General features: G+C 34.5%; 21 protein-coding genes. 5 read left to right on the top strand and 16 right to left on the bottom strand.

Translation table 11 applies throughout. From position 1 onward, the window contains the following. Positions 1–75: 75 nt before the first annotated feature. Positions 76–1,320: a GTPase HflX gene (gene hflX / locus OYT91_RS13940; RefSeq protein WP_281238447.1), complete on the top strand. Its 1,245-nt coding sequence runs from the start codon at positions 76–78 to the stop codon at positions 1,318–1,320. A gap of 41 nt (positions 1,321–1,361) precedes the next feature. Here the strand turns inward: hflX and OYT91_RS13945 are convergent, their stop codons facing one another. The 7 genes from OYT91_RS13945 to OYT91_RS13975 form a co-directional block, all read right to left on the bottom strand. Beyond that, complete coding sequence (locus tag OYT91_RS13945; RefSeq protein ID WP_281238448.1) at positions 1,362–2,291, bottom strand: DUF3078 domain-containing protein; 930 nt, start codon at positions 2,289–2,291, stop codon at positions 1,362–1,364. Positions 2,292–2,366: 75 nt separating this feature from the next. After that, positions 2,367–2,876, bottom strand: a complete 510-nt coding sequence (locus OYT91_RS13950; protein ID WP_281238449.1) for a DUF2480 family protein — start codon at positions 2,874–2,876, stop codon at positions 2,367–2,369. Between the two features lie 85 nt (positions 2,877–2,961). Further along, entirely contained in the window at positions 2,962–3,285 is a 324-nt protein-coding gene (locus OYT91_RS13955; RefSeq protein ID WP_269224297.1) for an SUF system Fe-S cluster assembly protein, read from the bottom strand. A 79-nt stretch (positions 3,286–3,364) separates the two neighbouring features. Beyond that, positions 3,365–3,778: a GxxExxY protein gene (locus tag OYT91_RS13960; RefSeq protein ID WP_269224296.1), complete on the bottom strand. Its 414-nt coding sequence runs from the start codon at positions 3,776–3,778 to the stop codon at positions 3,365–3,367. A 37-nt stretch (positions 3,779–3,815) separates the two neighbouring features. Further along, positions 3,816–4,238: a SufE family protein gene (locus OYT91_RS13965; protein ID WP_281238450.1), complete on the bottom strand. Its 423-nt coding sequence runs from the start codon at positions 4,236–4,238 to the stop codon at positions 3,816–3,818. Beyond that, positions 4,235–4,663 carry a hypothetical protein gene (locus OYT91_RS13970; protein ID WP_269224294.1) on the bottom strand — a complete coding sequence of 143 codons (429 nt, stop codon included), beginning with the start codon at positions 4,661–4,663 and terminating at the stop codon, positions 4,235–4,237. The genes OYT91_RS13965 and OYT91_RS13970 overlap by 4 nt, the downstream gene beginning before the upstream one ends. Before the next feature lie 13 nt (positions 4,664–4,676). Beyond that, on the bottom strand, positions 4,677–5,891 hold the full coding sequence (locus tag OYT91_RS13975) for an aminotransferase class V-fold PLP-dependent enzyme (protein ID WP_281238451.1): 1,215 nt from the start codon (positions 5,889–5,891) through the stop codon (positions 4,677–4,679). Positions 5,892–6,076: 185 nt separating this feature from the next. On the opposite strand from OYT91_RS13975, the gene OYT91_RS13980 reads away from it, so the two are divergent. Further along, positions 6,077–7,426, top strand: a complete 1,350-nt coding sequence (locus OYT91_RS13980) for a serine hydrolase domain-containing protein (RefSeq protein ID WP_281238452.1) — start codon at positions 6,077–6,079, stop codon at positions 7,424–7,426. A 110-nt stretch (positions 7,427–7,536) separates the two neighbouring features. Here the strand turns inward: OYT91_RS13980 and sufD are convergent, their stop codons facing one another. The 6 genes from sufD to OYT91_RS14010 all read right to left on the bottom strand — a co-directional run bounded on the left by sufD (position 7,537) and on the right by OYT91_RS14010 (position 12,129). Continuing rightward, positions 7,537–8,883 carry a Fe-S cluster assembly protein SufD gene (gene sufD / locus OYT91_RS13985; RefSeq protein ID WP_281238453.1) on the bottom strand — a complete coding sequence of 449 codons (1,347 nt, stop codon included), beginning with the start codon at positions 8,881–8,883 and terminating at the stop codon, positions 7,537–7,539. Positions 8,884–8,966: 83 nt separating this feature from the next. Beyond that, positions 8,967–9,719, bottom strand: a complete 753-nt coding sequence (gene sufC, locus OYT91_RS13990; protein ID WP_219315517.1) for a Fe-S cluster assembly ATPase SufC — start codon at positions 9,717–9,719, stop codon at positions 8,967–8,969. A gap of 12 nt (positions 9,720–9,731) precedes the next feature. Continuing rightward, complete coding sequence (locus tag OYT91_RS13995; protein WP_281238454.1) at positions 9,732–10,004, bottom strand: Txe/YoeB family addiction module toxin; 273 nt, start codon at positions 10,002–10,004, stop codon at positions 9,732–9,734. Continuing rightward, on the bottom strand, positions 9,995–10,192 hold the full coding sequence (locus OYT91_RS14000) for a DUF2683 family protein (protein WP_281238455.1): 198 nt from the start codon (positions 10,190–10,192) through the stop codon (positions 9,995–9,997). The genes OYT91_RS13995 and OYT91_RS14000 overlap by 10 nt, the downstream gene beginning before the upstream one ends. 41 nt (positions 10,193–10,233) lie before the next feature. Continuing rightward, a complete protein-coding gene (gene sufB, locus OYT91_RS14005; protein WP_281238456.1) occupies positions 10,234–11,682 on the bottom strand; it encodes a Fe-S cluster assembly protein SufB in 1,449 nt (482 codons plus the stop codon). 117 nt (positions 11,683–11,799) lie between these two features. Next, positions 11,800–12,129 (bottom strand): HesB/IscA family protein, encoded by a 330-nt coding sequence (locus OYT91_RS14010; protein ID WP_281240383.1) that lies wholly within the window; start codon positions 12,127–12,129, stop codon positions 11,800–11,802. 207 nt (positions 12,130–12,336) lie between these two features. Here OYT91_RS14010 and OYT91_RS14015 point away from each other — a divergent pair, with 207 nt between their 5' ends. Next, a complete protein-coding gene (locus OYT91_RS14015; RefSeq protein WP_281238457.1) occupies positions 12,337–13,194 on the top strand; it encodes an MBL fold metallo-hydrolase in 858 nt (285 codons plus the stop codon). Positions 13,195–13,263: 69 nt separating this feature from the next. On the opposite strand, the gene OYT91_RS14020 is transcribed toward OYT91_RS14015, so the two are convergent. From OYT91_RS14020 to OYT91_RS14030, 3 genes are all read right to left on the bottom strand, one after another. After that, positions 13,264–14,571, bottom strand: coding sequence for an NCS2 family permease (locus OYT91_RS14020; RefSeq protein ID WP_281238458.1), 1,308 nt, complete (start codon positions 14,569–14,571; stop codon positions 13,264–13,266). Positions 14,572–14,700: 129 nt separating this feature from the next. Next, on the bottom strand, positions 14,701–15,402 hold the full coding sequence (locus OYT91_RS14025) for a glycoside hydrolase family 78 protein (RefSeq protein ID WP_281238459.1): 702 nt from the start codon (positions 15,400–15,402) through the stop codon (positions 14,701–14,703). 4 nt (positions 15,403–15,406) lie between these two features. Continuing rightward, positions 15,407–19,825: a T9SS type A sorting domain-containing protein gene (locus OYT91_RS14030; protein WP_281238460.1), complete on the bottom strand. Its 4,419-nt coding sequence runs from the start codon at positions 19,823–19,825 to the stop codon at positions 15,407–15,409. Positions 19,826–20,073: 248 nt separating this feature from the next. On the opposite strand from OYT91_RS14030, the gene OYT91_RS14035 reads away from it, so the two are divergent. Further along, entirely contained in the window at positions 20,074–21,669 is a 1,596-nt protein-coding gene (locus OYT91_RS14035; RefSeq protein ID WP_281238461.1) for a S8 family peptidase, read from the top strand. A gap of 63 nt (positions 21,670–21,732) precedes the next feature. Then, a complete protein-coding gene (locus tag OYT91_RS14040; protein ID WP_281238462.1) occupies positions 21,733–23,607 on the top strand; it encodes a M1 family metallopeptidase in 1,875 nt (624 codons plus the stop codon). Positions 23,608–24,026 lie beyond the last annotated feature (419 nt).

Below are 24,026 nucleotides of genomic sequence, written 5' to 3' on the forward strand. Positions count from 1 at the left end.
CAATGTATCATTTTATATTAGGATAAAAGGGATTGTAGCTATCAAATCATTAAATTTGTATTCTTATTTAAAGACATGTTAGAAAAAGAAACAATAAATTTCGAGAAAACGGCTATTGTTGGTATAGTTACACAAAACCAAAGCGAAGAGAAACTCAATGAATATCTTGATGAATTGGAGTTTTTGACGTTTACCGCAGGTGGAGAAGTGGTCAAGCGCTTTTCACAGAAGATGGAACGTCCGAATCCTAAAACTTTTGTTGGAACCGGAAAACTGGAAGAAATTTGTCTTTTTGTAAAAGAGAATGACATTTCAACTTTAGTATTTGATGACGAATTGTCTCCGTCTCAACAAAAGAATATTTCTAAGATTATCGATTGCAAAATTTTAGATCGTACACATCTAATACTTGATATTTTTGCTCAAAGGGCCGAAACTTCTTATGCTAGAACTCAAGTAGAGCTAGCACAATGTCAATATTTGTTACCCCGACTTTCTGGAATGTGGACGCACTTGGAGCGTCAAAAAGGGGGTATCGGGATGCGTGGACCTGGAGAAACAGAGATTGAAACGGATAGACGTATTGTGCGTGATCGTATAGCGTTATTGAAAGAAAAGATTAAAACTATCGACAAACAAATGGGTGTGCAACGAAGTAATCGTGGCGCAATGGTTCGTGTTGCTTTGGTAGGATATACCAATGTTGGAAAATCAACATTGATGAATGCCGTTGGGAAAAGTGATGTTTTTGTAGAGAACAAACTTTTTGCAACTTTGGACACGACCGTTCGAAAAGTGGTTATTAAAAACTTACCTTTCTTGCTTTCGGATACCGTTGGTTTTATTCGAAAATTACCTACACAATTGGTAGATTCTTTTAAGAGTACATTGGATGAAGTTCGGGAAGCCGATTTGTTATTGCACGTTGTTGATATTTCACATCCTGAATTTGAAGATCATATAGAATCTGTAAACCAAACCTTGATGGATATTAAAGCCAATGATAAACCGGTTATTATGGTTTTCAATAAAATAGATGCCTACAAACATTTGACCATTGACGAAGATGATTTAATGACAGAAAAAACACCGAGACATTTTACATTGGAGGAATGGAAACAAACATGGATGCACCGATTGGGTGGAGAAAAAGCTTTGTTTATTTCGGCAACAAATAAAGAAAATTTCGAAGAATTCAGAGAACGTGTTTATGAAGCTGTTCGACAAATACACATTACCCGTTTTCCATACAATAAGTTTTTATATCCTGATTATAAAGATGCAGTAGAGAAAGAAGAGAATGTTGATCAAGATGAATAAAAAAAGACCTTTTAGTAATTGCTAAAAGGTCTTTTTTTTGTTTAAAAATTGTAGTTTAAAGCCACGCCAAACACTTCTTTGGTTTGAAAACCAGCAAAAGCATCGTCATCATAAATCGCTTGGAAATTAAAATTTGCTGATAATACTTTGTTGATTTTCATCAAAATTATCAAGCTGTAATTGATGTCAATATTTTGAGGTTTTTCTAAATAATTGGAATATAAATTCAAAAGATTTTCCGCACTTACGTTTTCCATTATATTAAATTTATAGTAAGCTGTAGCATTGAATCCCAATTGATACAACATGCTTTTGTTGGCATCTACTCCAAAATAGGAGCCATCTACATAACCCGGAATTGAAGTATAGCGGCTATTTACAAAAGTGAATTTGGAGGTTAGAGGAGCCAGATTAATTTTAAAATTCTCATTCTTTTTCCAATACATTCCAGGACCAACAAGCAAATACCCTGGAGACATAAATTTGGTGTTTTCTTCTCTTATTTCTGCACCATTTACATCTTTGTCATACAAAAAACCTCTCGTAAATTGGGACCTGAAATTGACTAAAAACGAATAATACCAATAGCTTTTGGTTTTTTTGGCTACAATTGAATTGATTTCGAGTTGATCATCGGTTTTCTTTTCAAAACTGGAATTTTGTGTTTGTAATAAACCATAGGAAGCCAGAATTCTGTTTTCCCAGGTATAATCATCTTTTTTGTAATCAATTTTATAATCGAGACCAAGATTACCTGAGAAGCTATTCTCTCCACCGGCAATCCAGTTATTGAAGCTGGCTTGATTAAATAGAAATGTAACTTTTCCTTTTGACTTCCAGCCATTTTTAATGGTATCGTCTATGGTTTTTGCTGCATCTTCTGTTTTTTTTATTAGATCTTTTTCAGCAGATTGAGCAGTAATCAAAGTTGAAAGGGGAAACAGACATATTAATAGAATTAGTTTTTTCATTGTAAGAGTATTAGTTGTAATACAAATATAATAAAAAGAATAAAACGTTAAATGTCAGGTGGTTAAAAAATAAAATTATTTTTTAGGCGATTTGTATAAAGGCACAGCTGAACATGCTTCGCCGAACATGATACTTTTGGCATGCCGTTGCAAATATTGTGCTGCCAAAACATAAGCCAGCATTGGAACAGGTTTTCTAGAACAACCTTTTATAATTACTGGTTTGTCTTGATAAACAGTATAATCGATTCTAGAAAGTATTTCGACGTATAAAGCAGCATCTAAATCTTCCAGATAACCATTTATAATTTTTTTGGCAAAGGGAGCCAAATGCATCGTTACCAAAATAATGGCCCATTTGGGAATAATGGCATCAGTGCCACAAGTAACTGCAACATATTGATCTTGGTATTGGGACCAATCTTGTTTGTTAAGTTGTTCTCTAAAGTCTTTTTCTTTCAATAAAAAGCCTTCATAAAGCCATTGTGAAATATCGATTTGCACACGAATTCCAGCTGGATAATAGTCTTCAAGATCGAAAACTTCCAGTGTACTATTTGCTACTTTATTGATTATTTCTTCCATTCTAAATATTTAGTGGTCAGTGGTCAGTATTTAGTAGTCAGTTTCTAACTGAACACTAAAATACTGAACACTGCCTACTTTTTTGTTACAACATTCCCAATTCTAATTTTGCTTCTTCGCTCATCAAATCTTTGCTCCATGGTGGATCAAATGTGATTTCAACTTCGGCATCTTTTACATGCTCTATTGATTTTATTTTTTCCTCCACTTCTCTTGGTAAACTCTCGGCTACCGGACAGTTTGGCGAAGTAAGTGTCATGAGAATTTTTACTTCATAATCGGTGTTGACCATTACATCATAGATCAATCCCAATTCGTAGATATCTACAGGAATTTCTGGATCGTAAATGGTTTTCAATTTTGCTACAATCGATTCTCCTAATGCTTCTGTGTTTATTTCTTCTATCATAATTTATATTTTTTAAACCATATAAGTCATATAAGGTTATTTTTTGTTAATGTTTTAGCTAAATATAAGTTCAAAAAAGTTAATCTTCTAACATTCGATAATATTCATTGACCATTGTTTTTTGACCTTCATAGTAAATGTTTTTTACATTAAAATTAATTAATAAACCAATCGGAGCTTTTAATAAGTTCATATAAGTCAGCAATTGCGCTTCAAAAATGGGACTTATTTCATTTACCGATTTTAGTTCTACAACAAGTGAATTCTCTATAAATAAATCACATCTAAGTTTCGATTCTAACTGATATCCTTTATAATTTAAAGGAATCTCAAGTTCGGAGGAAAAATTTATTTTTCTTAATTCTAATTCTTTTTTAAGACATTGATGATAAACATTTTCCAAAAGACCTGCGCCTATACTTTTATGAACTTCAATTGCCGCTCCATTTACCTGATAGACTAAATCTTTGAGAGTACTTCTGTTTATAATCATATTTTTTATAGAATTAGCTTATATGACTTATATGTTTTTAATTTTTTTTAGCATCAAATGCCAAAGCGTACATTTTAATATTTTTAATCATTGATACCAAACCATTGGCTCTTGTTGGTGATAGATGTTCTTTTAATCCTATTTCGTCAATAAAATCCATATCGGCGTTTAAGATATCCGTAGCTTTTTGGTTCGAGAAAGCACGGATTAAAATAGCGATTATACCTTTGGTCAAAATGGCGTCACTATCTGCTGTAAAGACAATTTTATCATCGTTTTGTTCTCCTTGCAACCAAACTTTGGATTGACATCCTTTGATCAGATTGTCGTCTGTTTTGAATTCTTCTTTGATTAATGGAAGATTTTTGCCTAAATCAATTATGTATTCATATCGTTGCATCCAGTCATCGAACATGGAAAATTCGTCTATAATTTCGTTTTGTATTTCTTTTATTGTCATTCTTCTTTAATTGAAAAGGATAGTACTGTATTTACTAAATTTTTAATTTTTTCATTCGGAAATCCATTGTCGAAAGTTTGGCTTTCATAGGTTTTCCCTTTATAAGTTATTTTCAAATTGGCCATTGCAGCTCCATCATGAAAGCGCTTTTGAGTCGGTGCTTTTAAACTTGGAATTTCCTCCAAATTCACTTTTTGAAATTCCTTAATCAAGGTATTCCATTGTGAATCTGTTAACGTATTTGAATCAGGTTTTTCATCTCTGGCATTAGTGACCGAAATTGTTTTATTTTGAATCACAATATTTTTATGCAATCCTCTTGAGTTTGCTGTGTATTCTATTTTAGCAGTTTCCATATCTAGATTTTGACTTTGGCAACTTTTTCCAAGAAACAGTGTTAAAAACAAAAGGGATAAAATTTTCATAGCGTTTTATGTTTTAGGACAACATCATTTTTGCTTTTTTGACCGCATCAACCATTATGTCTATTTCTTCTTTGGTGTTGTAAAAAGAAAACGACGCTCTTATTGTCCCTGGAATTCCGAAGAAATTCATAATAGGTTGTGCGCAATGATGGCCTGTTCTTACAGCAATTCCTAATTTGTCTATTATGGTTCCAATGTCATAAGGATGAATGCCTTCTATATTAAAAGAGATTACCGAAGTTTTTGCTTCAGCAGTACCATGAATTTTCAAACCGTCAATTTCTAGTAATCGTTTTGTACCGTATTCTAATAATTCTAATTCTTGTTTCTGAATATTTTCAAAACCAATTTCATTCATATAATCAATGGCAGTTCCCAAAACAATTCCACCCGCAATATTGGGCGTTCCGGCTTCAAATTTATGAGGTAAATCGGCGTAAGTGGTTTTTTCGAAAGTTACTTCTTTGATCATTTCACCGCCACCTTGATACGGAGGTAATTTATTCAACCAGGCCTCTTTTCCGTATAAAATTCCAGTTCCTGTTGGGCCACACATTTTATGTCCCGAAAACACATAAAAATCACAATCCAAAGCTTGAACATCTGGTTTTAAATGCGGTACTGCTTGTGCGCCGTCAATCAGAATCGCCGCGCCAACTTCATGCGCTTTGTCAATCATATATTTAATAGGATTGATGGTTCCCAGTGCATTCGAAATATGATTTACCGTTACAATCTTAGTTTTTGGAGAAAGCAACTTATCGTATTCGCCCATTATCAATTCCCCGTTTTCATTCATCGGAATGACTTTGAGAGAGGCGCCTGTTTTTTCACAAAGCATTTGCCAAGGCACAATATTACTGTGATGTTCTAGAGCAGAAACCAGCACTTCATCACCCGGTTTTAAAATCGAAGCAAATCCATTGGCCACAAGGTTGATACCAAAAGTAGTTCCCGAAGTAAAAAGCACTTCGTGAAGGAATTTAGCATTAATATGATTCTGCACTTTTGCTCGGGAAACTTCATAAGCGTCTGTTGCCAATTGGCTTAATGTATGAACACCCCTATGAATGTTGGCATTTATTTCCTGATAATAGGTTGCAATTGCATCAATAACCACTTGCGGTTTTTGTGAAGTGGCACCGTTATCGAAATATACTAAAGGCTTTCCGTTTACTTTTTGTGATAGAATTGGAAAGTCGGCTCTTATTTTTTGAATGTCTAACATTTCTTTATTTAGAATTTTTCTAAATACAAAAGTAATACAATTGATTTAGTTTTCTAAGAAACAATAGTTAATAATTGTAAAAATTGTAACAAAGAATGGAGCGATAGTATTGAAAATGGAATAGGATTAAATTGTTTGTGGTTGGCATCCCTTTTTTTATTAATTTGGTGTAATAATCTTTCAATATGAAAAAATATTTTAAAATAGGAGCTCTTCTTTTTTTGTTGATCTTAGGTTATTTTGGTTTTACCAGTTATCCTAAATTAGAATTGATATCTGGATTTTCAGCCAAAAGCATGGCTAGCGGGCATTTCATTGATAATCGCTCCCAAGAAATTATCGAAAAAAACGATAATGATTTTGATGTAATTGGTTGGGCTACCAATCAAATCAATGAATCGGGAAAATTTTCGACAGCGACTGTTTTGGGCTTAAAAGAGCGAAAAGCAATTTATCGTAAAGGTTTGGGAGCGACTTTAATCAATGATGGTTTTGACGTAAACAAACCATATGATGTTCCAAAAAGAGCAAAATCAAACAGTAATTTACCTTTTCCTTATGGAGATGTTGAACCCAAAGACACAGTTTTTAAAAACGTGAATTATACCAAATTGAATCAGGTTGTTGCCAATGCATTTGATGCCAAAGGGAATGATTATAAAAGAACACGCTCCGTTTTGGTTATTTATAAAGATAAAATCATTGCCGAGAAATATGCGGATGGTTTTACGAAAAACAGTGTTATTTTGGGTTGGTCGATGACCAAGAGTATTACGGGGACGCTTTTTGGAATTCTTCAAAAGCAAGGGCGATTTGACATCTACAAACCCGCTCCGATTTCCGAATGGCAAAACGACGATCGAAAATACATTACGACCAATGATTTATTGCATATGAATTCAGGTTTGGAATGGGAGGAGAAATATGACAGAATTTGTGATGCGACAAAAATGCTTTTCCAGTCGGAGGATATGTCAAAAGGGCAATTGCTAAAACCAGCGATTTTCAAACCCAACACGCATTGGAATTACTCTTCGGGAACAACAAATTTATTGTCGGGAATTTTGCGGAAGCAGTTCAAAACCCATCAAGAATACTTGGATTTTTGGTATTCGGCATTGATTGATAAAATTGGAATGCATTCCATGCTTGTGGAAACGGATATGGCGGGGAATTATGTTGGATCGTCTTATGGTTGGGCAACCACAAGAGATTGGTCCAAATTGGGATTGTTGTATTTGCACCAAGGCAATTGGAACGGTCAGCAATTATTTGATCCCAGTTGGGCAAAGTATGTTGCGACTCCCACAGATACTTCACACGGAAGATATGGAGCACAATTTTGGCTTAATGAAGGATACTATTTTCCAGATGTTCCAAGAGATATGTATTATTGTAGTGGTTTCCAAGGGCAAATGGTAGCTATAATTCCGTCTGTGGATTTGGTAATTGTGAGAATGGGTTTGACAGAAGAATCTCAATTTGATTTTAATGGATTGTTGAGTGGAATTGTGTGGAGTGTGAGAAATAATTAACCGCAAAGACACAAAGTAAAAACCGCAAAGAGCGCAGAGTATAAAATCAATACTTTGCGCTCTTTGCGTAAATCTTTGCTCCCGATAGTTATCGGGATTGCGGTTAAAAGCTACAAATCAAATCCAATTTTAACGCCCAATTTGTTAGCGATAATAGTAGTAATTCGTTGTTTCAATTCCGGTATTTTGATGTTTTCGATAACGGCATTCGAGAACGCGTACATCAATAATGCTTTGGCTTCTTTTTTCGGGATTCCGCGTTGTTGCATGTAGAACATAGCGGTTTCATCCAATTGTCCGATGGTACATCCATGGGAACATTTTACGTCATCGGCAAAAATCTCCAATTGCGGTTTGGCGTTAATGGTTGCTTTGTCGCTCAAAAGAATATTATTGCTTTTTTGGAAAGCGTTTGTTTTTTGAGCTTCTCTTTCTACATATACTTTTCCGTTGAAAACTCCTGTTGAACGGTCGGTAAAAATTCCTTTATAATCTTGAAAGCTTTCACAGTTAGGCGTTGCGTGGTTCACTAAAGTATAATGATCAACGTGTTGATTGCCTCCAATGATTGTAATTCCGTTCAAGGTACTTGTTAGTCTTTCACCAAAATGATAGAAATTCAAATTGTTTCGGGTTAGGTTTCCGCCAAAAGAGAAAGTATGCACCGAAACGTGACTTTCCTGTTTTTGGGAAACATACGTATTGTCAATTAAATTGGCTTCCAGGTTGTCATTTTGAATTTTGTAATAATCAACAATCGCTCTTTTTTGAGCAAAAATCTCGGTAACCGAATTGGTTAAAACTGGATTAGCTTCGCTTCGTTCGCCGTAGGCTCGGGTTTCGTTCAAACTTTGATGGCGTTCTATGATTTGAACATGTGAGTTTTCACCAACAATAACCAAGTTTCTTGGTTGTACCAAAAGAGCCGATTCGCTTCCTGTAGAGAAATACATGATCTCAATAGGTTTGTCTGCCACTTTGCTTTTTGGGATATTGATGTAAGCTCCTTCATTGGCGAAAGCCGTATTCAAAGATGTCAAACTTTCGTCTTTACTAGCCACTTTATTGAAATAATTATCAATAATCATTTTGTATTTTGGCTTGTTTAATGCCGATGACATTAAGCAAACATCGATACCGTCGTGAGTAGTTGAAGATAAATGTGAACTAAAGACACCATCTACGAAAACTACTTTGTAGGTGTCTATTTCGTGTAAAAAGTATTTTTTTACATCACTATATTGAATGGTATTTTCTGTTTTTGGAAAAACGCTAAAGTCATTTTTTAAGATAGCATTTAGCGAAGTGTATTTCCAACTTTCTTCTTTTTTGGTTGGGAAGCCCTTATTTTCGAAGTTTTTTATAGCTGCTGTTCGCACATCGTGAAGTTCGGAATGAACATCAATACGCTCTTCAAAAGCCATAAAAGACGATAGTAATTTTTCTTTTAATTCCATATTCTTTAATTGTTTAAAGTTTAAGGTTTAAAAGTTTAAAGTTAGCTTGAGTCTACTTTAAACTTTAGACTTTAAACAAATATTTAAGCTTCTTGTTCTTGTTTAATCCAATCGTATCCTTTTTCTTCCAGTTCATGCGCTAATTCTGCACCACCAGATTTTACAATTTTTCCGTTGTAAAGCACGTGTACAAAATCGGGAACGATATAATCCAATAATCTTTGGTAATGCGTAATTACAATGACAGCATTTTTATCACTTTTTAATTTGTTGACACCATTGGCAACAATTCTCAAAGCATCGATGTCTAGACCAGAATCGGTTTCGTCAAGGATGGCTAGTTTTGGTTCTAGCATTGCCATCTGGAAAATTTCATTTCTTTTTTTCTCTCCACCAGAGAAACCTTCATTAAGAGAACGCGAAAGAAACTTTCTGTCGATTTCTAATAGTTCCGATTTTTCACGAATCAATTTCAGCATTTCGTTGGCTGGCATTTCTTCTTGACCTTTAGCTTTACGAGTTTCGTTGATTGCCGATCTCATGAAATTGGTTACCGAAACTCCAGGAATTTCCACTGGATATTGGAACGAAAGGAAAACACCTTTATGTGCTCTTTCTTCTGGAGCTAATTCGGCAAGATCTTCTCCGTCCAAAATCACTTCTCCATCCGTTACTTCATAATTTTCGTTTCCTGCAATTACAGCTGAAAGTGTACTTTTACCAGCACCATTTGGCCCCATTATAGCATGAACTTCTCCTGCTTTCACTTCAAGGTTTATTCCTTTTAATATTTCTTTGTCACCTATAGAGGCGTGTAAATTTTTTATTGATAACATCGTTTATTTGGTTTATTCATAATGTCCTTTTAAAGACAATATATCTAATATTTCTACTTTATTTTCTTCTGTAACTCTGTATATAATGCGGTGTTCTTTATTAATTCTTCTTGACCATCTTCCAGAAAGTTGATGTTTCAATTGTTCTGGTTTTCCAATTCCTTCAAAAGGATGCAAAATAATATCGTGGATTAAAGCAGATATTTTATTCATTATTGCTTTGTTACCAGATTTCTTCCAAAATTCTCTGTCTTTCTGAGCTTTTTCAGAATAAATTACTTCCACAAATCCTCTAGCTTTATTTTCATTCCTTTTCCGTCCTTAATGCTTTTTTCAGCTTCCAAAATTTCTTTTACAAATTCTGGATTATAAGGCTTTTCGATTTCTTGAACGATTTCGAAACCCAATGATTTTGCCAATGATTTCAAGACTGGAAAATCTTTTTTCTTAACGTTTTTTAAAATGAGTTCCATAACAATCTGGATATAATAATGTTTATACAAATTTATAAAAATTAACCCACAGAACCTTCTAAACTTATTTCCAATAATTTCTGTGCCTCAACAGCAAATTCCATCGGTAATTTATTCAACACATCTTTACTGAATCCGTTTACGATAAGCGCAATTGCTTTTTCGGTTGGGATTCCACGTTGGTTGCAATAGAAAACCTGGTCTTCACCAATTTTACTGGTTGTAGCTTCGTGTTCAATTTTTGCTGTTGGATTTTTGCTTTCGATATACGGAAAGGTATGAGCTCCACAATGGTTCCCCATTAATAAAGAATCACATTGTGAAAAGTTTCTCGCGTTTTCTGCTCTTGCTCCAATTTGAACCAAACCTCTATAACTGTTTTGTGATTTTCCTGCAGAAATACCTTTAGAAATAATGGTTGATTTGGTGTTTTTACCCAAATGAATCATTTTGGTTCCCGTATCGGCTTGTTGGTAATTATTGGTAACGGCAATCGAATAAAATTCTCCAATTGAGTTGTCTCCTTTTAAAATCACTGAAGGATATTTCCAAGTAATGGCAGATCCAGTTTCTACTTGTGTCCAAGAGATTTTTGCATTTTTCTCGCAGAATCCTCTTTTGGTTACAAAATTGTAAACTCCACCTTTACCTTCTTTATTACCAGGATACCAGTTTTGAACGGTAGAATATTTTATTTCAGCATCGTCTAGTGCAATCAATTCAACCACAGCGGCATGCAATTGATTTTCGTCACGAGTTGGCGCTGTACAGCCTTCTAAGTACGAAACATAACTGCCTTCATCTGCAACTAACAATGTTCTTTCGAATTGACCCGTTCCAGCTTGATTAATTCTAAAATAAGTTGATAATTCCATTGGACAACGAACGCCTTTTGGAATATAACAGAACGATCCATCTGAGAAAACAGCCGAATTCAATGCTGCATAAAAGTTGTCTTTTTGAGGAACAACGGTCCCCAAATATTTACGAACTAATTCAGGATGTTCTCTGATGGCTTCAGAAATACTCATGAAGATTATACCTTTTTCGCCTAATGTTTTTTTGAATGTTGTAGCGACTGAAACTGAGTCAACCACGATATCCATGGCAACATTATTCATCATTTTTTGCTCATCAACAGAGATTCCTAACTTTTTATACATTTCTAAAAGTTCAGGATCTACATCATCAAGAGTTTTATTTGGATCTGCTTTCTTTGGGGCTGAATAATAAGAGATGGCTTGAAAATCCGGTTTTTGATAACGAACATTTGCCCATTCTGGTTCTATCATTTCTTCCCAAGCACGGAAAGCCTCAATACGCCAGTCGGTCATCCATTGCGGTTCGTCTTTCTTTTTTGAAATAGCGCGAACAATATCTTCATTTAGACCAATCGGAAACGTTTCCGAGTCTAATTCGGTGTAGAATCCGTACTCATATTCTTTAGTCTCTAATTCGATTTTTAAATCGTCTTCGGTGTATTTTGACATATTAGCCCCCTAGCCCCCAAAGGGGGAACTCCTATTAGGGGTAAATAGGAATTTATAGTTATTATTAAATAATTTCTAAGTCTTTATAGCCTTTTATTTCCTTTTGGGAGTTGAGTACTATAATGAGAAACTCTCTCCGCAACCGCAAGTTCTATTTGCATTTGGATTATTAAATACAAAACCTTTACCGTTTAAGCCTCCTGAAAATTCCAATATGGTCCCTGCTAAATATAAAAAAGATTTTTTTTCGACAGCGATGGTGATTTCGTTATCCACAAAAATTTTATCGTCTTCACCTTTATTTTTGTCAAATTTCAAATCATAGGACAATCCAGAGCATCCGCCACTTTTCACGCCTACTCTCACGTAGTCTACAGCAGCATCAAAACCATCGTCTTTCATCAAATCGATGATTTTCTTTTTGGCAGTATCAGAAACTTGTATCATTGTTATTTTGATTTTGTCTAAATTAACGACAAAGATATTACTTTTAATGCTTTTTGCCATGATTCATAACATTTTTATAACTAATGATACTATAGAAAAAGTCTATTTGATACCTTTGACGTTATAATTTATATTCAACTGGAAAGATATCAAATAGATTTTCTCCATATAAACATTTAATTATTTAAGTATTTAATTCAAATTACAATGAAATTATATCCTATAGAAACAGGAAATTTTAAACTTGATGGTGGAGCTATGTTTGGTGTGGTACCTAAAACCATATGGAACAAAACTAATCCTGCTGACGAAAATAACTTGATCGATATTGCCGCTCGCTGTTTGTTGATTGAAGATGGAAACCGATTAATTTTGATTGATACTGGAATGGGGAATAAACAATCGGATAAGTTTTTTGGGTATTATTCGCTTTGGGGGACACATTCTATGGATAAATCGTTGGCTCAATTCGGTTTTCATCGCGATGATATTACAGATGTTTTCATGACGCATTTGCATTTTGACCATTGTGGAGGAAGTGTTCAATGGAACAAAGACCGAACAGGCTATGAACCAGCTTTTAAAAATGCGAAATTCTGGAGTAACGAAAATCATTGGGAATGGGCTACAAAACCAAACGCTAGAGAAAAAGCTTCTTTTTTGTCTGAGAACATTTTACCAATGCAGGAAAGTGGGCAGTTGCATTTTATTGCTAAACCTGAAAGTGATTTTGGCATTTCAGAGGAGTTGGGATTCGGTATTTTTTATGCCGATGGTCATACCGAAAAACAAATGATTCCGCACATTCAGTACCAAGGCAAAACCATTGTTTTTTGTGCTGATTTATTAGCTACAGCTGGACACTTGCCTTTGCCATATGTGATGGGATATGACACCAGACCGTTATTGACGATGCCCGAGAAATCAAAATTCTTGAACGCCGCTGCCGATAATAACCATTATTTGTTTTTGGAACACGATGCGCATAATGAAATTATAACAGTACAACATACCGAAAAAGGAGTACGATTGAAAGAAGTATTCTCTTGTGGTGATATTTTTTAAGAGTAGATTATAATAATTCTAATAGAAAAGTCCCCATTTTCATCGATTTGAAATGGGGATTATTCTTTATTATTTCATCTGAGCAATTACGATGCTTAGAATTGAAAAAACACCTACACCCCACATCATTGGTGTCACTTCTTTAGTATTTTTGGTGAATAACGCCAAGATTATAAAGGAGGAAAAACCATAGGCAATTCCGTTGCTGATACTATAGGTTAGGGGCATCATTATCATGGTTAAAAATGCAGGTACGGCAATATATAAATCCGTAAAATTGATTCTGGATAGATGTTTGGACATATAGATTCCAACAAGGACTAGTGCTGGCGCTGTTGCATATGCTGGAACGATTGTTATTATAGGAGAGAAAAACAATGCTAAAAAGAAAAACAGTGCTACAAATACCGAACTTAATCCTGTTTTGGCTCCATTGGCAATTCCTGTGGCCGATTCAATAAAAACAACGGTATTACTTGTTCCCAAAATACCGCTGAACATTGTTGCAATACCATCGGCTTCCAATACTTTTTTGAGGTGTGGCATTTTGCCCTTTTTACCAACGAGATTTGCTTCATAAGAACAGGCAATCGCCGTTCCAATAGAATCAAATAAACTTACAAAAAGAAAAGAAAAAATAGCGGAAGCAAAACTTAGTTTTAAAACCCCCAAGATATTTAGTTGTCCAAAAATGGGCGTAATAGATGGCGGTAATGAAAATAGGTGAGTTGGTAAGTGAACAGAGGGATCAAATGCAATTCCTAAACAAGTTCCGAAAATGATTCCAATTAAGATGGCACCTTTTACTTTGTATATTTCTAAAATTATGGTTATAAATAAAGTGATCAAACCAATTACAACAGCAGGCGTAAATTTACCCAATGTGACCAAAGTGTCAGGGTGAGCAACAATAAGACCTAGTTGTTTGAATCCGATAAAAGCAATAAAAAAACCAACACCACATCCCATGGCCACCTGCAAGGAGGGAGGAATAGCTTCTACAATTTTATGCCGAATTCCAAAAAATGAGATAATTGTAAAAAATACTCCCGAAAGAAAAACAACACCCAATGCATCTTGCCAAGAAACGCCTTGTCCCAAAACTAGGGTAAAGGCAAACATAGCGTTTAATCCCATTCCTGGTGCCATGGCGAAAGGGACTTTGGCCCAAATCCCAACCAATAAAGTACCAAAAATAGCTGCAATACAAGTAACCGAAATAAGCGCTTCTTTTGGCATCCCTGTCATTGATAGTATGTTTGGGTTTACAAAAATGATATACGCCATTGACAAAAAAGTAACCAAACCACCTAGAGCTTCTTGCTTTACAGAAGTTTCTCGTTCTTTTATTTTGAAATATTGAAGTATTTTATTCATTTGGTTTTTTATTTATTACTATTGAACCAGCGTTCTGTTTTTTTCGAAGAACTCAAATTTACGATAAAAAACAAAACCCCCATTTTCAAAATGAATGAAAATGGGGGTTTTCTATAGTATGGATGAGAATTAATTCGTTTTAAACTTCCAAACTTGTCCAACAGTTTCTCCTCCTTTATTGTCTTTGACAACTACTTTCCAAAAATATTCTTTGGCAGGTTCTAGAGTTACATCTTTAGTTTTTACGGATTCATTATCTACTATTTTTACAGTAGGGGGATTGGTAGTACCAAAATACACATCATAAGTCAAAACATCAGTTGCATCTACATCGGAAGCATTCCATTTTAAAGCAGCTGTTGTTGTGCTCAAAACGGTGTTTAAAGCTGGTTCTACTAATTCTGGAGAAAACGGCAAGTGGTTCACTACCGCATCACCCGCAGTATAAAATTTGTATTTAGCCGAATAATCACTTGACAATCCTTTGCTGTCGGTAGCTTTAATTCTCCAATAATACGCTGTGTTCTTTTCTAATGCAATCGTTTGGTTTGCAGTTGATGCCTCAGTCGTTTTTATAATTTGTGCAAATGTATTGTCTTTAGCGACTTGAATTTGATAGACTATAGCGTCTTTGTTTGCATCCGTAGCAGCATTCCATTGAAAAGCAACCGTATTATCTACGCATAATTTGTTGTCTGTTGGAGTAACCAATGTTGGTATTGTTGGAGCAACATTTTTAACTTCTGGAGTGGGTGCAGGATCATCTCCACCTCCACCTCCACAAGAAATAAATAGTAATCCAACGATTGATAGGTATATAAGATTCTTCATTTTTTTAGTTTTTTATAATTTTTAGATATTCTGGGGTGTCTAATTCAATTTTGGCAACATAAACGCCTGCAGGTTGATTTTCAAGGGTTAGTTGTGCTTTCCCGTTTTCTACAGTATAGGTTTTCGTTGAAACCATTTGACCATCCAAAGTGTATAAGGTTATAACCACTTCTTTCTTAGTACTTGGCAATTCAATTTCAAAACTTCCTGAAGTTGGATTTGGGTATGCAGAAATCACTCCATTTAAACGAGCCATATCTTTAGCATAAATTCCTTCACAGGCTTTGGCGGTTTTTACTTGTAATAAACCTCCTTTTTTGGCATCTACAGTAAAGTTAGAATCAGTGGTTTCAAATTGCTCGACACCATCTACAAAAACGGTATAAGGAGCTGTTCCTTCAGTAATTTCTATAGAAACTTTATTAGCTGCAACACTCGATTTTCCGGTTATGGTTGCTCCTTTAGGGATGGTTATTGAGAAGCTTTGTTCAAAAGTTTCTCCTGGGATTGTAATGATTACTGTATAAGTTCCTGGAGCTAAATTAGGGACTTTTAAACTGTTATTGGTAAAAGTATAAGAGCCTGCATTGATTTTAGCTTTATATCCAAAAGTTGCAGTGGCAGTTATGTTAATTTCTCCATTATTTGAGTTAAGGCAGGTCTCTCCTTTTGATTCAACGTTGAAATTGTTTGTCGGTAAAGTTAATCCGTTACATTCCGTATTGAATTTTGCCCAAGTGTCCTTGCTGTCTCCCCAGTTTTTATTAGAATATGTTACATCATCAACTAGTATGCAGTAAAGGTTTTGATTTCCATAAAGCTTTATATTCGAATATATTAGCAAGGTGTTTTTTCCATTTTTCAGATTCAACGTTTGGAATCTGTTATCACTACAATCTAAATACGTCAGAGCTGTATTTTTGGACACATCCAAAGAGGTTAATTGATTATAATAACATCCGAATGCAGTCAAAGCTATATTTTTGGAAATATCTAGTGAGGTTAATTGATTTTTAGCACAACCAAAAGAAGTCAAAGCTACATTTTTAGAAACATCTATAGTCTTTAATTGATTGCCAGAACAAGCCAAATTAGTCAAAGATGTATTTTTAGAAACATCTAGAGTTGTTAATTGATTGCCATAACAACCCAAATAAGTTAAAGTTACATTTTTAGATACATCTAGTGTCTTTAATTGATTACTACCACAATCTAAAGAAGTTAATGTTATAAAATCTTGTATTCCTGTTAAGTCTTTAATGGAACTTGAGCTTACATCCAAAGAGGTTAGTGGAGCTATTCTAACGGTTTCTACTTTGCCATTTTTTCCATCGGTATCAATTCCTAAAGCGATTAACTTGTCTTCAAACTTTGAGTCTGGAATTAGAGTGTAAATCGTACAATCTAAGCTCAAACTTGCAGTTGCATCTTTAGTGATAGCCCAATTAGAAGCAGCAGCAACATCAGCTACCTGAATACAAATCAAGGAAGGAGAATTGGAGCAGTTTAGCGTTGTGATTGAAGCGTTTTTAGAAAGATCAATCTTAGTAAATAAATTACCTGAACAATTTAGAGTGGTCAAGGCTGTAAATCCTTCTATCCCTTTTAAGTTGGTAATAGCAGCATTAGAAACATCTAATGAAGTTAAAGTAGCAATACTAGTATTTAATACAACACCGTTTTTACCATCAGTATCAACACCTAATGCAATTAGTTTGTCTTCAAATTTGACATCTGGAATTTGAGTAACTGTCGAGCAGTCATAAGGAGAATAAAATGCGAAAGTATCTTTATTCTCCCAATTGCTGTTTGAGTAGGCAACATCATCAACAACAATGCAATTTAAATTTGGATTTTCATAAAAGCTTATGTGAGAATTTTTCAACAAAATGTTTTTACCGTTTTTTAGATTCAAAGTTGTCAATTTATTTGAAGAGCAAATAAAATTAATCAAAGAAACATTTTTAGAAACATCCAGTGTAGTTAATTGATTGGAGTAACAACCGAAACCAGTCAAAGCTACATTTTTGGAAACATCCAGAGTGGTTAATTGATTTTTGGAACAATAGAAATAATTCAAGGCGACATTTTTGGAAACATCCAGAGTGGTTAATTGATTGTTGTCACAATAGAAACTACTTAAAGCCAAATTTTTGGAAACATCTAGAGTGGTTAATTGATTGTAGTAACAATCTAAATATTTCAAAGCCAAATTTTTAGAAATATCCAGAGCAGTTAATTGATTGGAATAACATTTTAAAGCAGTCAAAGACACAAAATCCTGTATTCCTGTCAAATCAGTAATCGAACTTGAAGAAACATCTAATGAAGTCAAAGAGGCAATACTCTCTGTTGCTACTTTTCCATTTTTACCGTCTCTATCTATATTTAAAGCAATTAACTTGTCTTCAAACTTGGAGTCTGGAATTAGAGCGTAAATCGTACAATCTAAGCTCAAACTTGCAGTTGCATCTTTAGTGATAGCCCAATTAGAAGCAGCAGCAACATCAGCTACCTGAATACAAATCAAGGAAGGAGAATTGGAGCAGTTTAGCGTTGTGATTGAAGCGTTTTTAGAAAGATCAATCTTAGTAAATAAATTACCTGAACAATTTAGAGTGGTCAAGGCTGTAAATCCTTCTATCCCTTTTAAGTTGGTAATAGCAGCATTAGAAACATCTAATGAAGTTAAAGTAGCAATACTAGTATTTAATACAACACCGTTTTTACCATCAGTATCAACACCTAATGCAATTAGTTTTTCTTCAAAATTTGCATCTGGAATTTGAGTTATTGAGCTACAATCATAAGGAGCGTAAAAAGCGGTTGCATCTTTTTTATTCCCCCAATTGGTGTTAGCATAAGCAACATCATCAACAACAATACATTTTAAGTCAGGATTTGACGAAAGTTCTATATTTGCATTGGTTAACAAAGTGTTTTTCCCGTTTTTAAGATTTAAACTAGTGAATTTATTATTGTAGCAATAGAATGTTTTCAAAGCTACATTTTTGGACACGTCCAAAGTGGTTAATTGATTGCTAAAACAATACAAAGTAATCAAAACTACATTTTTGGACACGTCCAAAGTCTTTAATTGATTGCTATAACAAGACAAAGAAGTCAAAGCTACATTTTTGGACACGTCCAAAGTGGTTAATTGATTGTTGTAACTTTCCAAAGTAGTCAAAGCTATATTTTTGGAAACATCCAAAGTAGTTAATTTATTATAACCAATGTATAATGTTTTCAAAGCGACATTTTGAGAAACATTTAATGTAGTCAATTGATTATTGTAACTATTCAAATAAGTTAAAGCTGTATTTTGGGAAACATCCAAAGTAGTTAATTGATTGTTGTTACATTGCAAAGTAGTCAAAGCTTTGAAATCCTGAATACCAGTTAAGTTAGTAATTGAGCTTGAAGAAACATCTAATGATGTCAATTTGTTAACATTGTTTGTTAACACTTTCCCATCCGCAACACCAGAGTCAATCCCCAAAGTAATCAATTTATTTTCAAAATTCACATCCGGAATTAGTGTGTATTGTTGTACCGCACAAGAAGTATTGTAACTGGCAGTTGCATCTTTTATACTTGCCCAATTGCTGGTTGAGAAAGTAGCATTGTCAACCTGAATACAAGTTAAACCTGAATTAAATTTAAAGGTAGAAAATGTGCTGAAATTTGTATTATTACCGTTTTTCAAATTAAGACTTGTTAGTTGGTTTGAAGAACAGTCTAAAAAAGTTAAAGCAGTATTTGCAGAAATATCTAAGGTTTTCAAACTGTTTCCCTGACAATTTAAACTTTCCAAAAGGTTGTTTGAAGAAACATCAAGTGTCGTTAAGGTGCTAAAATTACAGTTCAAAAAAGTTAAAGCTTTATTATTAGTAACATTTATACCATTTGCAAAAGGGTTTGCACTACAATTGATCCCAGTTAGTGCAGTATTATTTGAGACATTAAGACTGGTTAGTTTATTATCATAACAATTTAAAGTGGTTAAGGATAAATTCGAAGTAAGATTTAAATTTGTTATTGCATTGATTGCACAATTTAAACTGGTTAAAGCGGTGTTGTTGGCAACATTAAGGCTAGTCAATTTATTGGTAAAACAATTTAAATTGGTAAGAGCAATATTGCTTGACACGTTAAGACTTGTTAAATTGTTGTAAGAACAATTTAAAGAAGTCAAGGCAACAAAATCTTCAATTCCTGTTAAATCATTAATATTGAGTCCACTCATATTAATTGTTTTAAGAGATGAAATTGCAGAAGTCAACACTTTTCCATCTGCTACACCTGAGTCAATTCCTTCATTTATTAGGAATTTCTCAAAATTCACATCGGGAATAGTAGTGTATTGAGCATAAGTATTTAATGATGCTAAAAATAGCAAAATAAGTAATTTTGTTTTCATAGGTTATAACGCTTTGAGGTTGGCGCGAATGTACGGTAATTCCTTTTAATTTATAAGAACTTTTTTAAAAAATAGACAAAAGTCTAATATGACTGTCGAATAGCCAAATTATTACATTTTAACAAATATATTCTAATAAAATTAAGACTGTTTCAGGGTGCTTCCTAAAATTAAGTTAACAATTGCATAATATCTAATTCACTTCCACTATTTTTGAAGTGTATTACAAAAACAAGAAACTACAATCCATGAAAAAAATAAATCTTACAGCTTTAACTCTTCTAGCCGCATTGACTTTAAGCCTTTCTGCCAATGCACAAACAGCCACAAACTATACTGCCAAAAAAGGAAAACTTAGTGAACCTGAATTGCAAAGATGGTCGCATTTGGATTTGGCCAAAGACAGTATTCCAGGGATGAGTGTAGACAAAGCCTATGCCGAATTGCTAAAAGGAAAGAAAAATGTAAAAGTAATTGTAGCTGTTGTAGATTCGGGTGTAGACATTGATCACGAAGATCTAAAAGACGTAATTTGGACCAATAAAAAAGAGATTGCCGGAAACGGAATTGATGATGATAAAAACGGTTTTATAGATGACATTCATGGTTGGAATTTTCTAGGTGATGCGCTACACGAAAGCCTCGAAATGACGAGAATCGTAAAAAAAGCAGATGATGGATCTGCTACTTATAAAAATGCTTTGGTAGCATATAATTTGAAATATGACAAAGCAATGAAGGATAAACAACAAATTGATTTCTTACTTAGTGTGGATAAATCCATTCAGGAAAATCTAAAAAAAGAAGTTTATACTATTGAAGATTTGAACGGAATTGACACTACTGATCCTGAATTGGGAAGGAACAAAATGATAATGACTCAAATCATGACTGATGCTGGCCCAACTTTTAGAACCGAATTAAACGAATATGGAAAATACGTTTACAATCAACTGAATTACAATTTAAACAAAGAGTATGACGGCCGCAAAGTGGTTGGAGATAATCCGGAAGATATAAAAAACACAAAATACGGTAACAATATAGTTTATGGCCCAGACAAAGAAGAGGCCGATCACGGAACTCACGTTGCGGGTATTATTGCGCAAGTGAGAGGCAATAATCTTGGAGGGGACGGAATTGCCAATAATGTTGCTATTATGGCGGTGAGAGCTGTGCCAGATGGTGATGAATACGACAAAGATATTGCTCTAGCAATCCGTTATGCTGTAGATAATGGAGCAAAAGTAATCAATGGTAGTTTTGGAAAAAGTTATTCTCCACACAAACAATGGGTATACGATGCTATAAAGTATGCTGAAAAGAAAGATGTACTTTTTGTTCATGCTGCAGGAAATGATGGAGAAAATATTGATTTGGATCAAAATGCCAATTTCCCAAATGACTCTGATGATAATAAAATAGAATTTGTTTCGAATGTGTTAACAATAGGAGCTTTAAACAATCAATATGGAGAAGGTGTAATTGCTGATTTTTCAAATTATGGCACTTTTAATGTAGATGTTTTTGCACCGGGAAACCAAATATATGCTACAATTCCAAACAACAAATATAAATATTTGCAAGGAACTTCAATGGCTTCGCCAAATGCAGCTGGAGTAGCCGCCTTGATTCGTTCGTATTATCCGAAATTATCAGCCAAACAAGTAAAACAAATCTTGATGGAATCTGGAACACCACTTCCTGCTAAAGTAATTTTGGGCGAAAACCCTAATCCTGCTCAAGAGCCTATTGCTGTTGCATCATCCCAATCATCAAAATCGGCAAGAATGGTTAATGCATACAATGCCTTATTGATGGCAGAAAAAATGACTAAGAAGTAATTTTCACTTTTAATTATACAATGGAAGAGACTATTACTCTTCCATTTTTTATTTTTATATACTATGCGCAAACTTTTTTTATTCCTACTCTTTTCGGTTAGTATCGGAAATTTATTCGCCCAAAACACTGGGTATTGGCAACAACATGTCGATTATAAAATGGACGTCACTATGGATGTCAAAACATATCAATACAAAGGGAAACAAGAATTGGTTTATACCAATAACTCTTCAGATACGTTGAGAAGCGTGTATTACCATTTGTACAATAATGCTTTTCAACCCGGAAGCGAAATGGATGCTCGATTGCAAACCATCAAAGATCCTGATGGACGTATGGTCACCAAAATAAAAGTCGATGGCAAAGATGTAAAAGAAAGCCGAATCAAAAACCTAAAACCCAACGAAATTGGATATTTGAAGATTTCTAATTTCAAACAAGATGGCGTTACCGCTGTTGCAAAAGAAGTGGGAACAATTCTTGAAGTGACTTTGGCCAAGCCCATTTTACCTAATTCAAAATCTACTTTTACACTTGATTTTGATGGTCAGGTTCCCGTGCAAATTCGTCGTTCAGGACGAAATAATACTGAGGGAGTTGAATTGTCGATGGCGCAGTGGTACCCAAAAATGGCAGAGTTTGATTTTGAAGGATGGCATGCCGATCCCTACATCGCTCGAGAATTTCATGGTGTTTGGGGGAATTTTGATGTAAAAATCACCATCGACAAGGATTATCTTTTGGGAGGTTCTGGTTATTTGCAAAACCCAAATGAAATAGGGTATGGGTATCAAGATGCTGGAGTTACAGTAGTTTATCCAAAAAAAACAAAAACGTTGACTTGGCATTTTATTGCACCAATGGTACATGATTTCACTTGGGCGGCCGATAAAAATTACCAACACGATATTGTCAAAGGGCCTAATAATGTAGATCTGCATTTTATCTATAAAAATACTCCCGCAGTTGTAGAAAACTGGAAAAAACTAGAGCCTTTGATGTCTCGAGTTATGGATTTTTACAATAAGAATGTGGGTAATTATCCATACAAACAATATTCATTCATACAAGGTGGTGATGGCGGAATGGAGTATGCTATGTGTACTTTAATGCTGGGAAATGGTACAACCGAAGGAATGTTAGGAACTGCCACTCATGAAATGGGACATTCTTGGTTTCAACATATTTTGGCGTCCAATGAATCCAAACACCCTTGGATGGATGAAGGCTTTACAACCTATATCGAAGATTTGGCTCTAAATGATTTAAAAGACAAAAAAGAAGAAAACCCATTCAAAGGCAATTATGCGGCCTATTATAAATTAGTAGAATCTGGAAAAGAACAACCACTTTCTACACACGGAGATCGTTATGATGAAAACCGTCCGTATAGTATTGCTTCCTATGTAAAAGGGAGTATATTTTTGTCTCAACTCGAGTACGTAATTGGTCAAGAAAATTTAAGAAATACTCTCAAAAAATATTTTCAAGATTTCAAATTCAAACACCCATCTCCAAACGATATCAAGAGAACGGCTGAACGTGTTTCGGGAGCCAACCTCGATTGGTATTTGGTCGATTGGACGCAAACCTTAAACACAATCGACTACGGTATCAAAGACGTAAAAGAAAATGCAGATAAAACAACTGTAACTCTGGAACGAATTGGTCGTATGCCAATGCCTATCGATGTATTGGTCGAATATGCGGATGGCACCAAAGAAAGTTTCTACATTCCGTTACGCATGATGAGTTTTGAAAAAGCAAACCCAATGCCAGCCATCACTAGAACGGTACTCAACGATTGGGCTTGGGCATATCCAACATTTGAATTTAATATTGCAAAACCAAAAGCAAGTATTAAGAAAATTACCATTGACCCAAGTGGTTTAATGGCAGATATCAAACAAACCAATAATAGTTACGATCTAAAGTAATTTTTAGGTTTACATACCAAAGGCTCTTTTAAAAGGTAACGTTTTTAAAAGAGCCTTTTTTTATCTAGAATTAGTAGGGGGTGCCCCCGTTGCGTAAAGGGGCGTACTTAGGGTGCCGCTTATACCGCCCCTTTGCGCAACGGCGTCGGGCTCTCCACGCTACTTTGGTAGCTAGTTTCTATCCCTCACCCAATTCTAACACCATTAGAGAAAACATAGAAACCTAGGTTTTTTTAAACGTTTCAATCTTTATAATTATAAATTTTATTAGTAAATTTACGATATAAAGTAATTTTAATTACTGTAAAATAAAGAGTCCTAGACTTTTTTTATTAGTAAACATAAGAAAAAAAAGGGAATAATTTAACAGGCATACCTTTGTCAAAGTCTGAAACTTTGACAAAGGTTCAAACTAAAAC

Source organism: Flavobacterium praedii (genome assembly GCF_026810365.1).
In the GTDB taxonomy this organism is placed as follows: Bacteria; Bacteroidota; Bacteroidia; order Flavobacteriales; family Flavobacteriaceae; genus Flavobacterium; species Flavobacterium praedii.

Excerpts from the sequence above, each read along its gene's own strand:
- OYT91_RS14020 (WP_281238458.1), bottom strand. The coding sequence starts at position 14,571 with ATGAATAAAATACTTCAATATTTCAAAATAAAAGAACGAGAAACTTCT.
- OYT91_RS14035 (WP_281238461.1), top strand. The coding sequence starts at position 20,074 with ATGAAAAAAATAAATCTTACAGCTTTAACTCTTCTAGCCGCATTGACT.
- hflX (WP_281238447.1), top strand. The coding sequence starts at position 76 with ATGTTAGAAAAAGAAACAATAAATTTCGAGAAAACGGCTATTGTTGGT.
- OYT91_RS13980 (WP_281238452.1), top strand. The coding sequence starts at position 6,077 with ATGAAAAAATATTTTAAAATAGGAGCTCTTCTTTTTTTGTTGATCTTA.
- OYT91_RS14010 (WP_281240383.1), bottom strand. The coding sequence starts at position 12,129 with ATGATACAAGTTTCTGATACTGCCAAAAAGAAAATCATCGATTTGATG.
- OYT91_RS13960 (WP_269224296.1), bottom strand. The coding sequence starts at position 3,778 with ATGATTATAAACAGAAGTACTCTCAAAGATTTAGTCTATCAGGTAAAT.
- OYT91_RS14025 (WP_281238459.1), bottom strand. The coding sequence starts at position 15,402 with ATGAAGAATCTTATATACCTATCAATCGTTGGATTACTATTTATTTCT.
- OYT91_RS13965 (WP_281238450.1), bottom strand. The coding sequence starts at position 4,238 with ATGACAATAAAAGAAATACAAAACGAAATTATAGACGAATTTTCCATG.
- sufD (WP_281238453.1), bottom strand. The coding sequence starts at position 8,883 with ATGGAATTAAAAGAAAAATTACTATCGTCTTTTATGGCTTTTGAAGAG.
- OYT91_RS13970 (WP_269224294.1), bottom strand. The coding sequence starts at position 4,663 with ATGAAAATTTTATCCCTTTTGTTTTTAACACTGTTTCTTGGAAAAAGT.
- OYT91_RS14015 (WP_281238457.1), top strand. The coding sequence starts at position 12,337 with ATGAAATTATATCCTATAGAAACAGGAAATTTTAAACTTGATGGTGGA.
- OYT91_RS13945 (WP_281238448.1), bottom strand. The coding sequence starts at position 2,291 with ATGAAAAAACTAATTCTATTAATATGTCTGTTTCCCCTTTCAACTTTG.
- sufC (WP_219315517.1), bottom strand. The coding sequence starts at position 9,719 with ATGTTATCAATAAAAAATTTACACGCCTCTATAGGTGACAAAGAAATA.
- OYT91_RS13955 (WP_269224297.1), bottom strand. The coding sequence starts at position 3,285 with ATGATAGAAGAAATAAACACAGAAGCATTAGGAGAATCGATTGTAGCA.
- OYT91_RS14000 (WP_281238455.1), bottom strand. The coding sequence starts at position 10,192 with ATGGAACTCATTTTAAAAAACGTTAAGAAAAAAGATTTTCCAGTCTTG.
- sufB (WP_281238456.1), bottom strand. The coding sequence starts at position 11,682 with ATGTCAAAATACACCGAAGACGATTTAAAAATCGAATTAGAGACTAAA.
- OYT91_RS14030 (WP_281238460.1), bottom strand. The coding sequence starts at position 19,825 with ATGAAAACAAAATTACTTATTTTGCTATTTTTAGCATCATTAAATACT.
- OYT91_RS13975 (WP_281238451.1), bottom strand. The coding sequence starts at position 5,891 with ATGTTAGACATTCAAAAAATAAGAGCCGACTTTCCAATTCTATCACAA.
- OYT91_RS14040 (WP_281238462.1), top strand. The coding sequence starts at position 21,733 with ATGCGCAAACTTTTTTTATTCCTACTCTTTTCGGTTAGTATCGGAAAT.
- OYT91_RS13950 (WP_281238449.1), bottom strand. The coding sequence starts at position 2,876 with ATGGAAGAAATAATCAATAAAGTAGCAAATAGTACACTGGAAGTTTTC.